Origin of the sequence: Sporosarcina sp. P1 (assembly GCF_002743155.1) — a bacterium.
Classification (GTDB): Bacteria; Bacillota; Bacilli; order Bacillales_A; family Planococcaceae; genus Sporosarcina; species Sporosarcina ureae_B.
In genome coordinates this window covers 456,018-469,883 of sequence record NZ_PDYS01000001.1, presented here as the reverse complement: position 1 = coordinate 469,883, position 13,866 = coordinate 456,018, and the positions used below count along the sequence as shown (strand labels likewise).

The following is a 13,866-nucleotide window of genomic DNA, read 5'->3' as shown; positions in this document are numbered from 1 at the left end:
GTAGAGGAGTGGAGTGGAATAAATGAAAGTACTCAAAATATCACCAAGAGGTTATTGTTATGGTGTAGTTGATGCGATGGTCATTGCGAGGAATGCTGCGCTAGATCCTACCCTGCCGAGACCCATTTATATATTAGGCATGATCGTTCACAACAAACACGTTACAGATGCGTTTGAAGAAGATGGGATCATTACGTTGGATGGTGAAAACCGTCTGGAAATTTTACGTAAAGTAGATAAGGGAACTGTTATCTATACGGCACATGGTGTTTCACCTGAAGTTCGCCAATTAGCGAAAGAAAAAGGGCTGGTCGCAATCGATGCCACATGTCCTGACGTTTCCGTTACACACGACTTAATTGAAGAAAAAGTAGCTGAAGGCTATGACATTCTTTATATCGGCAAGAAGCACCACCCGGAACCTGAAGGCGCGATCGGTGTAGCCCCCGATTCTGTTCATTTAATTGAACGTCTTGAAGACATTGATAATCTAGAGATTACCAATGACAAACTATTGGTTACGAATCAAACAACGATGAGTCAATGGGATGTTGCACATCTCATGGAAGAGTTGGAACGTAAATTCCCTCATATCGAAGTTCATCAAGAAATTTGCCTGGCTACACAAGTTCGCCAAGAAGCTGTAGCAGAACAAGCCGGTGAGGCAGAGTTGCTAATTGTTGTTGGGGATCCAAAAAGTAATAACTCCAACCGTTTAACACAAGTATCTGTAGAAATCGCAAACACACCTTCCTACCGGGTCTCAGACGTCTCAGAAATCGATCCAGCATGGTTAATGGACATTGAGACAGTAGCGGTCACAGCAGGTGCTTCTACACCTACAATAATCGTTAGAGAAGTTATAGCGTTCCTAAACGAATTTGATCAAGAAGATCCTACAACACATCATCCGGAAAGAAAGTTTAAGCTTGAGAAAATCTTGCCGAAAGTCAAAAACCCGACTCCTGTGATCCGGATCGAACCATAAGTATAGGAAAAACCGTCGAGTACGCTCGACGGTTTTGTTTACGATAGGAATTGAAAAGGCTCTGTAATGACTTTGGATTCAATAAATTCAACAGGTAATTTATTTTCTTTACAAAGATTTGTCATTTTATTCGCAACACCAGCAATCATAATTTTTTCGATATTATGACCAGGATCTACAATGGCGAGATCGAGTGCCTGCGCGTCTTGCGCGACGTGATAATACATATCCCCTGTCACTAATACATCGGCTCCTTTTCTCTTTGCAGCCGTAATATATTTATTTCCGTCACCGCCAAGAACTGCCACTTTATGAATTTTCCTCTCCGGATCACCTACGAAACGTAATGCAGGAACTCCGAATACGTCTTTTACATGTTGTGCAAATTCCTTCAGCGTCATCTCTTCTGCGATTTGTCCGATACGCCCAATCCCTTGCTCATTCGTTTTTTGCTGCATTTTAACTATATCAAATGCTGGTTCTTCATAAGGATGCGCGGCAAACATTGCTTTGATGACTTTAACTTGCTGACTTTCCGCAAAAACGACTTCAATTCGCTCCTCGTCTACGAGCGTCGGCTCGCCTATCTCGCCGATTGTCGGATTCGCTCCAGCTACCGGTATGAATCGTCCGGTGCCTTGTGAGCTAAAACTGCATGCCCGATAATCACCAATCGCACCAGCTCCTGCAGTTGCCAATTTCTGACGTAATGCATCAGCATCTTCTAACGGACAGAATACCGCTAGTTTCATCAAATGTTCAGAGTTTGTAATATCGATCGGCTCCGTTTCTTGTATGCCGAGACGTTCCGCTAACATATCATTGACACCACCTGCTGCAATATCAAGATTGGTATGAGCAGCGTAGACCGCAATATTATGCTTGATACATTTCTCAATCATTTTCCCTTGTGGTGTATCAGTCATAATAGATTTAACAGGACGGAACAATGGCGGGTGGTGTGCAATCACTAGAGTTGCCCCATTTTCAATTGCTTCATCAATCACTTGTTCGTTGACGTCAAGCGTAACAAGAACTTTATCTACGGAACGATTCAATTGACCGATGTGCAGTCCGATTGGATCCCCTTCAAATGCAAGTCGCTTCGGTGACCACTTTTCAAATAGTTCAATGATCTGATGTCCATTACTTTTCTTCATGTGCTAACACCTTCCCGACTAATTCTATATTTTCTCGTATGTTTGCTCTTTTTTGTTTAATTTCTTCTGTTTGTTCTGCATGATCAAGAGCTTTTATGACCCGTTGCCATTCTAGCATTTCCCGCTCCCACTTCGCTCGAAACACAGAAGATAGTTTACGTCGTAAAACTGGACCAACGAGTAAATCCGTTTTCGAATAATCGGCCGTTCCTTTTTCTAACACTAGAACTTCATAAATTTTACTATCTTCTTGCAAAATCTCTTCGTCTATGATGCAAAAACCATTCGCTACGGCCCACTCTCGAATCGCGATCGCGTGCAAATTGGGTTGTACGATGATTCGCTGTACATACTTCAGACGATCCTTACCTGCTTCTAGGATGGATGTTATCAATGTACCACCCATTCCTGCGATCGTTACGGTTTCGACGTTATCTGCATCTTCTATCGCTTGTAAACCGTTTGCTAGACGCACTTCAATACGGTCCGCAAAGCCATGAAGATCTACATTGCGTGTCGCTGCTTCAAAGGGACCTTTCACTACTTCTCCTGCAATGGCCTTACGTATCTTGCCTTTGTTCATCAAATAGCATGGTAGATAGGCATGATCACTACCAATATCCGCAAGCACAGTATGATTCGGAACAAAACTGGCCACCATCGCCAGACGTTCCGATAATTGGTTGGTATTCATCTTTCCCCGCCTTTCATTCTTATCTATTGTATAATCGCCACTCATTTCATGCAATGCAAAAGAGCCAGTAAACCGAGAGTTACTCCGGCTTACTGGCTCTTTAAATTAAGTAGACAATCAGTCTAATGATAAAATGTAATCAACCATTTCATCTATGTTCTCATCAGGAACTAGTCCAGCTGGCATTGCAGTTCCAGCAACACCGTCTTTGATTGCATCATGTGCTACTTTTGCGTCAAGTGAGCTATTTAAAGCTGGCCCCATTCCGCCAGTCAAGCCGTCACCGTGACAACTAATACACTTCTGCTGAGCAACTGCTTCTGCATCAAATTCGCCAGTGTTTGCACTTTCTTCTTCAGTTCCTTGCTCAGTGCCTTCTTCGTTAGCTCCAGCAATTTCCTCTTTTTGATCTAGACCATAAAGCGACATGAAGAAAATCAGTCCAATTCCAAGTGCGAAAATTAGAAAAAATGGTACAACAGGATTTTTATTCATTGGATTACCCTCCTTCACCAGAATCTATTCTGTAAAAGATACAGTATACACTTAACATTGTACTGTATCTATAAGAAAACTGAAAGCGTTATTGAGTGACTTTTCGTCTTTTGTGACAGAATCGCCATAATTCGAGGTTAGCAACCTAGTTGTCTAGCGATGACCAGCCGCTGTACTTCTGAAGTACCTTCTCCAATTTCAAGAAGCTTGGCATCTCGTAAATAACGTTCGACTTCATATTCACGCATATAGCCATAGCCTCCATGGATTTGGATTGCTTCATTGGCAACTTCCATCGCAATTTCTGAAGCATATAATTTACACATCGAGGCTTCTTTTGTAAACTTTCTGCCTTGGTCTTTCAACCATGCTGCTTTATAAACCATAGTTCGTGCAAGTTCAATCTTCATCGCCATATCAGCGAGTTTAAATTGTGTAATTTGGAAAGAAGATAACGTCTTCCCAAATTGTTTACGTTCTTTTGAATACTTCAAAGCTCGCTCGTAAGCTGCCTGTGCAATACCTACTGCCATAGCACCGATACCGATTCGCCCCCCGTCAAGCGTTACAAGGAATTGCTGGAATCCTTTACCACTCTCGCCAAGTAGATTCTCTTCCGGAACTACTACATCTTCAAGCAATAATTCTGTTGTATTGGAAGCATGCAAGCCCATCTTTTCATAGTTATCCATAATTTTGAAGCCTTTTGAATCGGTCGGTACGACGATTGCGCTAATCTCTTTCTTACCGTCTGCACGCCCCGTCACAGCAGTCAATGCTAGATGTTTAGCGTAGCTGGCATTGGTAATATAGACCTTTGAGCCGTTGATCGTATACTGACCGTCAGAAAGCACAGCAGACGTCTCTGTTCCGCCAGCGTCAGATCCAGCATTAGGCTCTGTCAAACCGAAAGCACCCAATGATTCGCCGGCACAGATTGGCGTTAAGTACTTCTGTTTTTGCTTTTCCGTTCCAAATAAGTTTAGAGGTGCACCGCCTAGTGAAATATGAGCGGAATACGTAATGCCCGTTGAGGCACATGCACGGCTTAATTCTTCCGTAACAATTGCAAATGTGATCGTGTCTGCTCCACCTCCACCATATTTCTCGGGAAATGGTAAGCCCATCATGCCCATTTCTGAGAGCTTTTTAAAAATCTCCACTGGGAACTTTCCTGAGCGATCACGATCTACTGCACCTGGCGCTACTTCCTCATTCGCAAAATCTCTCATTAGTTTTTTCACCATATGCTGTTCTTGAGTTAAATCGAAGTTCATCATGATCATCCTCTCTGCACGTATACGATTCTATTTCCAATGAATTTGTAAGCCCTTACATGACAGTATATAGAAACCGGACGGAATGTAGCAACACATTCCGTCCGGTTATATAGATAATATTAAAAATGCGACTACTGTCAATAGACCTAGTGAGCCTGAAATAGTGAAGTATAGTAACTTTAATACTCTTCCAGTAAATAACCACAAACCGCAATTCAACACGAGGAGTCCGATTAATACTGTCGTGTCTCCATCGAAAAATGTAGTCCAAATCTTCAATGACATCATCAATAAAAGAAAAGCCATCGATATGTAGAGAAATGGTGCAAAACCTTTCTTAATGAACGTTTTTCCTGACACGAACGTTAGGAAAATTATAGCCAATCCAGTCGCAATAATCAATGTAGCGATTGGATATTCCGTTAGTACAAACATAGCCACTGATGCTATACCTGCAAGCAATAAGCTAATAAGCAAAATCATAAATTGTTTGGCACGTAACTTTCTGCGTTCACTTTGAAGTGTGGAAGATTCTTTCTCTGCCACTTCATCGGGATCTTCCCCTTGCGCATACAAAGTAATTAGAAAATCGCAATAATGTTCGGGAAGAAGTTTATTGGCTTTCCAATATCGGATTTCAGAAATGATGATCTGTTTCTTATCTATAGCCATCCTTTCTCCTCCAATAGTATCAATCTTCTTTTTTAAAATAAAGAATAAAAAGCATCGGCTATTTCCAGCCGATGCACCTATTATTCTAAGAAGTCTTTGAGTCGTTTGCTGCGTGATGGGTGGCGTAACTTTCTAAGTGCTTTTGCTTCGATCTGACGAATACGCTCACGCGTAACACCAAATACTTTGCCCACTTCTTCAAGCGTACGTGTGCGGCCATCATCTAGACCAAAACGTAAACGTAATACATTTTCTTCACGATCTGTTAACGTATCTAAAACATCTTCAAGTTGTTCCTTTAACAATTCATAAGCTGCATGGTCTGAAGGAGACTGCGCTTCTGAGTCTTCAATGAAATCGCCAAGATGGGAGTCGTCTTCTTCACCAATTGGTGTTTCCAATGATACCGGCTCTTGGGCAATCTTCAAGATTTCACGAACTTTTTCTGGAGTCAAGTCCATTTCTTCACCGATTTCTTCAGGTGAAGGCTCTCGTCCTAAGTCTTGAAGCAATTGACGCTGAACACGAATCAATTTATTGATCGTTTCCACCATATGCACAGGAATTCGGATGGTACGCGCCTGATCCGCAATTGCGCGTGTGATTGCCTGACGGATCCACCAAGTTGCGTACGTACTGAATTTAAAGCCTTTCGTATGGTCAAATTTCTCAACAGCTTTAATCAGGCCCATATTTCCTTCTTGAATCAAATCTAGGAATAGCATACCGCGACCGACATAGCGTTTTGCGATACTGACAACTAAACGCAAGTTCGCTTCAGCCAATTTCTTTTTGGCATTCTCACCACGAATAATAGTTGTCTCTAATTTAGGTGTCATTTTTCCTGTTTCCTCAAGCTCAGCTTCAGCAGCTAAACCATCAATAATCCGAATCGCCAATTCTACTTCTTCTTTACCTGTCAATAAATCCACCCGTCCAATTTCCTTTAAATACATACGGACTGGATCGTTGATTCTGACGCCAGGTGGTACACTTAAATCATTTAAGTCGAATTGCTCTTCTTTTTCAGCCTTGGGATCAACTTCTTCTTTTCTATCCATTTCGATTTCTTGCGCTTCAATCTGATCTAAAAACTCTTCAAATTGTTCTGGTTCCATTTCAAAGGATGCCAGTTTCTCTGTTACATCCTCTAGTGTTAGTTCACCTGTTTTTTTACCTGCTTCAATAATAGCTGCTTTTGCTTCTTCAAGAGTCAATTCTACTTCTCCCGTTTGTTCTTCTTTTGTCATAGTGACTATACCTCCTTACAGAACCTTTAACGATCTCACAAGCTGGATTACTTCCGAGGCCAACTCCATTGCTTTCAGTAGGTCGTTCCTTTTTTCTGCTTCTTTTGATTCATGTCGTTTTTGATCAATTAGACGTTTAATTTGATTTTTTTTCAAATGACGGATACAGTCATTCACTTCTTGTGTAATATGCTCCTGTGAACGTTCAGTTAAGATGGCTTCCATGACTACTTTCTTTAGTTGCCGGTCTTCCAACGTTTCTGCAAATCGCTGATAGTTTGGCAAATCATATTGTTCATAAAACGCTGCTAACTTAAAGAATATTTTGATGATATCATCTCGCACAAATAAATCTTGAAGTTCCAGTCGTTTTTCCTCGAATAGATCAGCGTCCATCAGCAGATGCGCAAGAAGTAATTGTTCCGCACGATCTGTTTCCGCACGATTCACCGGGGCTCTCGTAACTTGTACAGTTCTGCCTTCATCAGGACTTGTATCTCGTGATTGTTTCGCTTTCTTAGCAATCGACTTGGTGAATTCTTGACCAAGTGACTCTTTTGAAGCATGTGTTTCATTGTGGAGTTGCTGGATCAATAAATCCTTCTCGATAGGAGAACAACGGTGAGCCAGTTCGTCAAATACTTCGTGTACATATTGCTTGATATCATGATCAACGGATAAATTCTTATCTCTTCTATAGTAGGCCGCTACGAAAGAAATATAAGATAACGCTTGATCAAGCACCTTTTCTGAAAATACTTCTGAACCATGCTGACTGATATAATCATCAGGATCCATTTTATCAGGTAAGGTGGCAATCAGTACATCCATTCCGCTATCCATTAATTGGTCAGCAAATCGTCTGGCAGCCCCCCAGCCAGCTGAGTCACCATCGCAGCAAATGACTATCTTTTTTGCCATTCGCTTCAATTTCACGATATGATGCGCGGACAATGCAGTACCCATAACAGCCACTGTATTTCCTATTCCGCCACGATCTGCTGCAATCGTATCCATGAAACCTTCGAATAATACTACTTTACCCGTTTTTCGAACATTAAGACGTGCACGGTGAAAATTAAACAAAACCTTACTCTTTTCAAAGACGGGAGTTTCTGGACTATTGATATATTTAGCGTCAGAAGAAGAATCCTCCAACCTTCTGCCGGAGAATGCGATTGTTGCACCATTATCATCCTGAATAGGAAACATGATCCTTCCTCTGAAACGGTCAAAATAACCTGAGCCATCTTCTTTATGGAAACAAAGACCTGCCGTTTCCATTTCCTTCATATCAAAACCTTGTCTCTTTAGCAGTGCCGATAAGGCATCTGATTGAATGGGAGACCATCCTATTTCATACTGTTCTATCTCGTCACGCGTAAATCCTCTTTTTTCTAGATATTCTAATGCTTTTTCGCCTTCTATGGTGTTTAAGAGCAGATGGCTATAAAAATTAGCAGCCAGTGTGTAGGCTTTCAGCATTTTTTGATTAGACGAGGATTTTGACGCTTGGTTGTCTGTTTGGGAACTTTCCAATTCTAATCCCATTCGGCTGCCTAGTTTGACGATGGAGTCGATGAATGACCGGTTTTCCATATCCATCATGAACGTGATGGCATTCCCGCTTGCACCACAACCAAAACAATGGAAAAGCTGCTTGTCTTCGGAAACAGAGAAAGACGGACTGCCTTCTTCATGGAACGGGCAAAGTCCAAACCAGTTTTTACCTCTTTTTGCTAATTGGACATATTCGCTGATCAAATCGACGATGTCGGTTCCTGAACGGATTTCCTCAATTGTATCATCAGATATTCTTGTCATTCTATCACCATTTCCACTCTATATACATAAATTCTAGACGCCTCACAAAAATCCTTCTTTATCGACATTTTTTGCTATAAATATTTTCAGTATCTGCATTTATGTCACATTTATGACATGTTAGTCGAGTGGAGACAGACAGAAAAAAGAAGACCCAACTGGTTCTTTCAGTTGGCCTTCCTTGCTAAAAATGCTTTAAGAATCGTATTGGCTGTCTCTTCTACCGCGCGATTCGTCACATCGATGACTTCACAACCGACACGTGTAGTAATTTCATTGAAATAATCAATCTCTTGTTGAATACGTGCTATTTTCGCATAGTTTGCATCATCTTTCAAGCCTAATGTCTTCAAGCGAGATTTCCGAATCGAATTCAATTGCTCAACGGAAATACATAGGCCAAAACACTTTGCAGGATCAATGGAAAAAAGTTCTGACGGCGGGTCCACTTCCGGCAGAAGCGGTACGTTGGCCACTTTAAAACCTTTATTCGCAAGATATTGAGATAACGGCGTTTTGGATGTACGCGAAACACCGATTAGGACCATGTCCGCTTCTAATATGCCACGTGTATCTCTTCCGTCATCATAGCGAACTGCAAACTCGATCGCTTCAATCTTCTTAAAATAATTATCATCCAACTTCCTGACAAGACCGGGCTCTTCAAATGGTTCTTGTTTCAACTGGTCTCCCATCTTCTCAATCAATGGACCGAGCAAGTCTACGAAAGGTACTTTCAATTCTTCACAAAGTAGATGTAGCTGCTCCCTCATCTGGCTTTTGACTAAGGTAAAGACAATCAATGCTTGCTGTTGCTTTGCTAAGAATACAATCTCTTCCAATTGTGAATTCTCTTCTATATATGAAAATCTTTTTATTGAAACCGTCTCCAAATCGTGACGAAATTGACTCGCAGCCGCTTTCGTCACAAGACCTGCAGTTTCCCCGACGGAATCGGAGACAATGAATAATGTGAATTTTGTCATGCAGTCACTCCTCATACATCTTGATCTTCCACTAATGAAAGAAAAGCGGCAGTAATATTTGTTTTCGTCACCCGTCCCATTACTTCTAGTCCCTTTTCACGCTCTTGAACTATAGGCAATGAATCGATTTGACTGTCCATCATTTTTTTGGCAACAGAAATAAGTGTGTCTTCTTTTTTGCAATATGTGACATTCGGCATTCTTGTCATAATGACATGCACGGGTATCTTTTCTAATTCTGTTCTTCCGATGCTCGTTCTCAGTAAATCTTTTCGTGACACAACGCCTGTCAATAACGACTGTTGGTCCACCACGAATAGCGTACCTACATCTTCTAAAAACAGCTGGCAAATCGCGTCATAGACAGATAGATTTTCAGTGATGACGACTGGCCTCGATTGGTAATTGGCTACAATCATATCCACCATGCCATCTGCAACGGATTTGATAGGTTTCTTGCCAGAATAGAAATAACCTACACGCGGTCGTGCATCCAAAAATCCAGCCATCGTCAAGATTGCCAAATCCGGCCGGATCGTAGCGCGCGCCAAATGTAAACGCTCAGCAATTTGCTCCCCTGTAATCGGACCGTTTCCTTTGACGATGTCGAGGATTTCATTCTGACGTGTATTTAATTCCAAACATGTCACCGCCTTCAGACTTCAAAGTTGTATTTACTGTCTAATTATATATCAACACGCTCGCTATTGCGAAGAAAGGAGAAGCATGCTAAACTAATTTTGAATCAAGTAAACGAAGAACGGTCAATAAGTAGTGTATATTTTGAGCGAACAGGGATAGTGAAAGCCTGTACCTACACGAAAACGGCAGCCGGGAGTTGAAACATTCATTATGAAAGTGGGTTGAAAAACCAATCGGGGTGGAACCGCGGGTTATCATGCACTCGTCCCCGGACATGATCTATGTCCGGAGACGTGTGCTTATTTTAATTGGAGGCGTTTAGAATGTTATCTATGGAACAAGTAGTCAATCTTTCAAAACAACGGGGGTTCGTATTCCCAGGGTCTGATATTTATGGTGGTTTGGCAAACACTTGGGATTACGGTCCTCTAGGTGTCGAACTAAAGAACAATATCAAACGCGCTTGGTGGCAGAAATTCATCCAGGAATCACCTTATAACGTAGGTCTTGATTCCGCAATCCTGATGAACCCGAAAGTTTGGGAAGCATCCGGTCATATCGGAAACTTCAATGATCCGATGATCGACTGTAAAAAATGTAATACCCGTCACCGTGCAGACAAATTAATCGAAGAAGCATTGGATGCAAAGGGAATTGAAATGGTCGTCGATGGCCTACCATTTGATAAAATGTTCGATTTGATTCAAGAACACGAAATCAAATGTCCTACATGTGGTGCGTTGGATTATACGGAAATCCGTCAATTCAACTTAATGTTCAAAACAAGCCAAGGCGTAACAGATTCTTCTGCGAACGAAATTTTCCTACGTCCTGAAACGGCACAAGGAATCTTCGTGAACTTCAAGAATGTTCAACGCTCTATGAGAAAGAAAGTACCTTTTGGTATCGCACAAGTAGGAAAAAGTTTCCGTAACGAAATCACACCGGGTAACTTCACATTCCGTACTCGTGAATTCGAACAAATGGAACTTGAATTCTTCTGTAAACCAGGCGAAGATGAGCAATGGTATAAGTACTGGATTGACCAGTCTGAAGGATTATTATTGAAACTTGGTTTGAAGAAAGATAATATTCGTCTTCGCGAACACAATGAAGATGAGCTATCCCACTATTCTAAAGGAACTGTGGATATCGAATACAAATTCCCATTTGGTTGGGGAGAGCTATGGGGGATCGCTAACCGTACGGACTTCGATTTGAACCGTCATATGGAATATTCAGGCGAAGACTTCCATTACCAAGATCCAATTACGAATGAAAAATACGTACCTTACTGTATCGAACCTTCCGTTGGTGCGGACCGCGTAACGTTGGCTTTCTTATGTGACGCATTCGATACGGAAGAACTTGAAGACGGCGATACACGTACTGTTCTTCGTTTCCACCCAGCATTAGCGCCAATCAAAGCAGCAGTCCTTCCATTATCCAAAAAGCTTGCGGATGATGCACAACAAGTATATGCAGAGCTTTCAAAGCATTTCCCAGTACAATATGATGATTCTCAATCCATCGGACGTCGTTACCGTCGTCAAGATGAAATCGGAACTCCATTCTGTATTACATTTGACTTTGATTCGTTGGAAGACAAACAAGTGACTGTTCGTCACCGTGATTCCATGGAGCAAGAACGCATGCCTATTGAAGACGTTACAGCATATATCCAAAAACACCTACAATTTTAATTATAAAAAAGCCCAGAAGAAGTTGGCATCAGCCTTCCTCTTCTGGGCTTTCTTTCGTTCGTTCTTTTGGTTTTTGCAATTCAGGTGTACGTTCCAGTTGCTCAATGAACTTTCTGGATTTCAGAAAGATTCCTGTTTGTTCTTGATAAATCGTTGAAACAAGCTTCGCCATAAACGTCTTCGTCGGTTTCTTCAACGTCAGTTTACCAATCTGATCGAGTGGAACATTGTAAAACATTCGGATCAATTTGATTTGTGTAGGGGATAGACGAATGATATACGGATCGACGTTAAAGCAACGATGACAGAGAAAACCTATCTGTTGGAAAGAAAAAGCGAATTCTCCTTCTGTAGCGCCGCAACTTGCACACTCATGAAGGATAGGATGTATTCCTGCAACCGGCAACATCTTCCACTGAACGAAAAGTGATATGGCTTCCGCGTCATAGCCCTCTTCCAGAGCATTAAAAGACTCGTCAAGCAAACGAAATATGCTCGCATTTGGCTGTTCAGATTCTGTTAGACGATCAAGCAATTCTACAATCAACCCCGCATATGCCGTCGTCTCTAGATCCGAGCGAATGTGCCGAACACTGCTGATGAGCTCACCTTGCTCAAGCGACCCCATGCCCCTGCTTGCACGAACAAGAAAATAGCCATGAGTAAAGGTTTGTGTAATGGCTGCTAAGCGACTCGCAGGCTTTTTCGCACCTCTTGCCATCGCCGTGATCTTCCCCGCTTCTTTCGTATAGATCGTCACAATTTTATTGGATTCTCCGTAAGGGATACTTTTGATAATATAGCCTTCCAATTTATTCAGCAACACGCTCTCTCCTTTAGCAGGACAGACAGCTTAGTAGTCTTCCTCGTTAAATCCAAACTCTTTCAAACGACTTGGACGGTTACGCCAGTCTTTTTGGACTTTCACCCATAGCTCTAAATACACTTTATGGCCCAGCAACATTTCGATATCTTTTCTTGCTTTCACACCGACTTCTTTTAGGAGCTTTCCACCTTTACCGATGACAATCCCTTTTTGTGAATCTCGTTCCACTATAATGGTCGCGCGGATATGCGTTTTGTCGGTTACTGGATCTTGCTCAATACTTTCAATCGCCACCGCAATCGAGTGCGGAATTTCTTCGCGCGTTGTGTGTAATACTTTTTCACGGATCATTTCGGAAATGATGAAACGCTCTGGGTGATCCGTTACTTGCTCTGCATCATAAAATTGTGGACCTTCATCTAAATAACTTTCTAGCGTTTCCACCAATCGTTCAATATTATTGCCATTTAGTGCAGAGATTGGAACGACTTCTGCAAATTTCATTTCATTTGTATATGATGTGATGATCTCGAATAATTGATCAGGATGCACCAAGTCGATTTTATTGATGACCAAAAATACCGGCGTCTCCGATTTCACGAGCCACTCCATAATAAATCTGTCACCTGTTCCGATTTTTTCATCCGCATTGACCATAAACATGATCACATCGACTTCGCTCAGCGTACTGCGTGTCACTTTCAACATGAAGTCGCCAAGTCGATGTTTCGGTTTGTGGACACCTGGTGTATCTATAAAAATCATCTGAGACGTATCGGTTGTGACGATTCCCTGTACTTTGTTTCGTGTTGTTTGTGGCTTGTCGCTCATGATCGCAATTTTTTGACCGACCATGCGGTTGATAAATGTAGATTTCCCTACATTGGGACGTCCGATGATGGAAATAAAGCCTGACTTAAAGTTGTTCTTCTGCATAATCTAAATCCTCCTTGGAAAAAGCACCCGGCAATAGCTGGTCTACTGTTGTTTCTTGTATATGACCTTTCAAATTCGTCAAGTATACAGGCATGTTCGGCGCACAAAATTCTGCAATGACTTGGCGGCAAGAACCGCACGGCGCGATTGGGCCTTCCGTATCGCCAATTACTGTGATCGACTTGAACGACGTGACACCTTCAGATACCGCTTTGAAAATAGCTGTTCTCTCTGCACAATTAGATAAGCCATACGCAGAGTTTTCAATATTGCATCCATGATAAATAGTACCGTCGCTTGCCTCTAATGCAGCACCTACTGGAAATTTTGAATAAGGTACATAGGCCGTTTTCATCGCTTGCTTTGCTTCATTCATTAATTGTTCTACTTGCATCTAATTACCACCTCTT

Annotated in this window: 14 protein-coding genes; 2 read left to right on the top strand and 12 right to left on the bottom strand. The window is 41.8% G+C overall.

Annotated features, from left to right (window positions below; all coding sequences use genetic code 11):
- The first annotated feature begins 22 nt into the window (after nucleotides 1-22).
- A complete protein-coding gene (locus CSV73_RS02350) occupies nucleotides 23-988 on the top strand; it encodes a 4-hydroxy-3-methylbut-2-enyl diphosphate reductase (RefSeq protein WP_085130365.1) in 966 nt (321 codons plus the stop codon).
- A gap of 38 nt (nucleotides 989-1,026) precedes the next feature.
- Here the strand turns inward: CSV73_RS02350 and CSV73_RS02345 are convergent, their stop codons facing one another.
- From CSV73_RS02345 to ccpN, 9 genes are all read right to left on the bottom strand, one after another.
- The gene (locus CSV73_RS02345; RefSeq protein ID WP_099626520.1) at nucleotides 1,027-2,148 is read right to left on the bottom strand and encodes a Nif3-like dinuclear metal center hexameric protein; all 1,122 of its coding nucleotides are present in this window, start codon (nucleotides 2,146-2,148) and stop codon (nucleotides 1,027-1,029) included.
- Nucleotides 2,135-2,842: a tRNA (adenine(22)-N(1))-methyltransferase gene (locus CSV73_RS02340; protein WP_099626519.1), complete on the bottom strand. Its 708-nt coding sequence runs from the start codon at nucleotides 2,840-2,842 to the stop codon at nucleotides 2,135-2,137. Before CSV73_RS02340 ends, CSV73_RS02345 begins: the two co-directional genes overlap by 14 nt.
- Before the next feature lie 117 nt (nucleotides 2,843-2,959).
- Nucleotides 2,960-3,337 carry a c-type cytochrome gene (locus CSV73_RS02335; RefSeq protein ID WP_199092911.1) on the bottom strand — a complete coding sequence of 126 codons (378 nt, stop codon included), beginning with the start codon at nucleotides 3,335-3,337 and terminating at the stop codon, nucleotides 2,960-2,962.
- 137 nt (nucleotides 3,338-3,474) lie between these two features.
- Complete coding sequence (locus CSV73_RS02330) at nucleotides 3,475-4,614, bottom strand: acyl-CoA dehydrogenase family protein (protein WP_099626586.1); 1,140 nt, start codon at nucleotides 4,612-4,614, stop codon at nucleotides 3,475-3,477.
- A gap of 108 nt (nucleotides 4,615-4,722) precedes the next feature.
- Nucleotides 4,723-5,289, bottom strand: coding sequence for a hypothetical protein (locus CSV73_RS02325; protein WP_099626517.1), 567 nt, complete (start codon nucleotides 5,287-5,289; stop codon nucleotides 4,723-4,725).
- Between the two features lie 80 nt (nucleotides 5,290-5,369).
- Nucleotides 5,370-6,539 carry an RNA polymerase sigma factor RpoD gene (rpoD, locus tag CSV73_RS02320; protein WP_099626516.1) on the bottom strand — a complete coding sequence of 390 codons (1,170 nt, stop codon included), beginning with the start codon at nucleotides 6,537-6,539 and terminating at the stop codon, nucleotides 5,370-5,372.
- Between the two features lie 15 nt (nucleotides 6,540-6,554).
- Nucleotides 6,555-8,363 carry a DNA primase gene (dnaG, locus tag CSV73_RS02315; protein ID WP_099626515.1) on the bottom strand — a complete coding sequence of 603 codons (1,809 nt, stop codon included), beginning with the start codon at nucleotides 8,361-8,363 and terminating at the stop codon, nucleotides 6,555-6,557.
- Between the two features lie 167 nt (nucleotides 8,364-8,530).
- On the bottom strand, nucleotides 8,531-9,349 hold the full coding sequence (locus CSV73_RS02310) for a pyruvate, water dikinase regulatory protein (protein WP_099626514.1): 819 nt from the start codon (nucleotides 9,347-9,349) through the stop codon (nucleotides 8,531-8,533).
- Between the two features lie 11 nt (nucleotides 9,350-9,360).
- On the bottom strand, nucleotides 9,361-9,999 hold the full coding sequence (gene ccpN / locus CSV73_RS02305) for a transcriptional regulator CcpN (RefSeq protein ID WP_085133505.1): 639 nt from the start codon (nucleotides 9,997-9,999) through the stop codon (nucleotides 9,361-9,363).
- A gap of 315 nt (nucleotides 10,000-10,314) precedes the next feature.
- Between ccpN and CSV73_RS02300 the strand changes: the two genes are divergently transcribed.
- Nucleotides 10,315-11,694 (top strand): glycine--tRNA ligase, encoded by a 1,380-nt coding sequence (locus tag CSV73_RS02300; protein WP_099626513.1) that lies wholly within the window; start codon nucleotides 10,315-10,317, stop codon nucleotides 11,692-11,694.
- Between the two features lie 28 nt (nucleotides 11,695-11,722).
- Here the strand turns inward: CSV73_RS02300 and recO are convergent, their stop codons facing one another.
- From recO to CSV73_RS02285, 3 genes are read right to left on the bottom strand one after another with little or no spacing between them, the layout of a single operon-like run.
- Complete coding sequence (recO, locus tag CSV73_RS02295; protein WP_099626512.1) at nucleotides 11,723-12,517, bottom strand: DNA repair protein RecO; 795 nt, start codon at nucleotides 12,515-12,517, stop codon at nucleotides 11,723-11,725.
- A 30-nt stretch (nucleotides 12,518-12,547) separates the two neighbouring features.
- The gene (gene era, locus CSV73_RS02290) at nucleotides 12,548-13,456 is read right to left on the bottom strand and encodes a GTPase Era (RefSeq protein WP_099626511.1); all 909 of its coding nucleotides are present in this window, start codon (nucleotides 13,454-13,456) and stop codon (nucleotides 12,548-12,550) included.
- Complete coding sequence (locus CSV73_RS02285; protein ID WP_099626510.1) at nucleotides 13,437-13,850, bottom strand: cytidine deaminase; 414 nt, start codon at nucleotides 13,848-13,850, stop codon at nucleotides 13,437-13,439. Before CSV73_RS02285 ends, era begins: the two co-directional genes overlap by 20 nt.
- Between the last annotated feature and the right edge of the window lie 16 nt (nucleotides 13,851-13,866).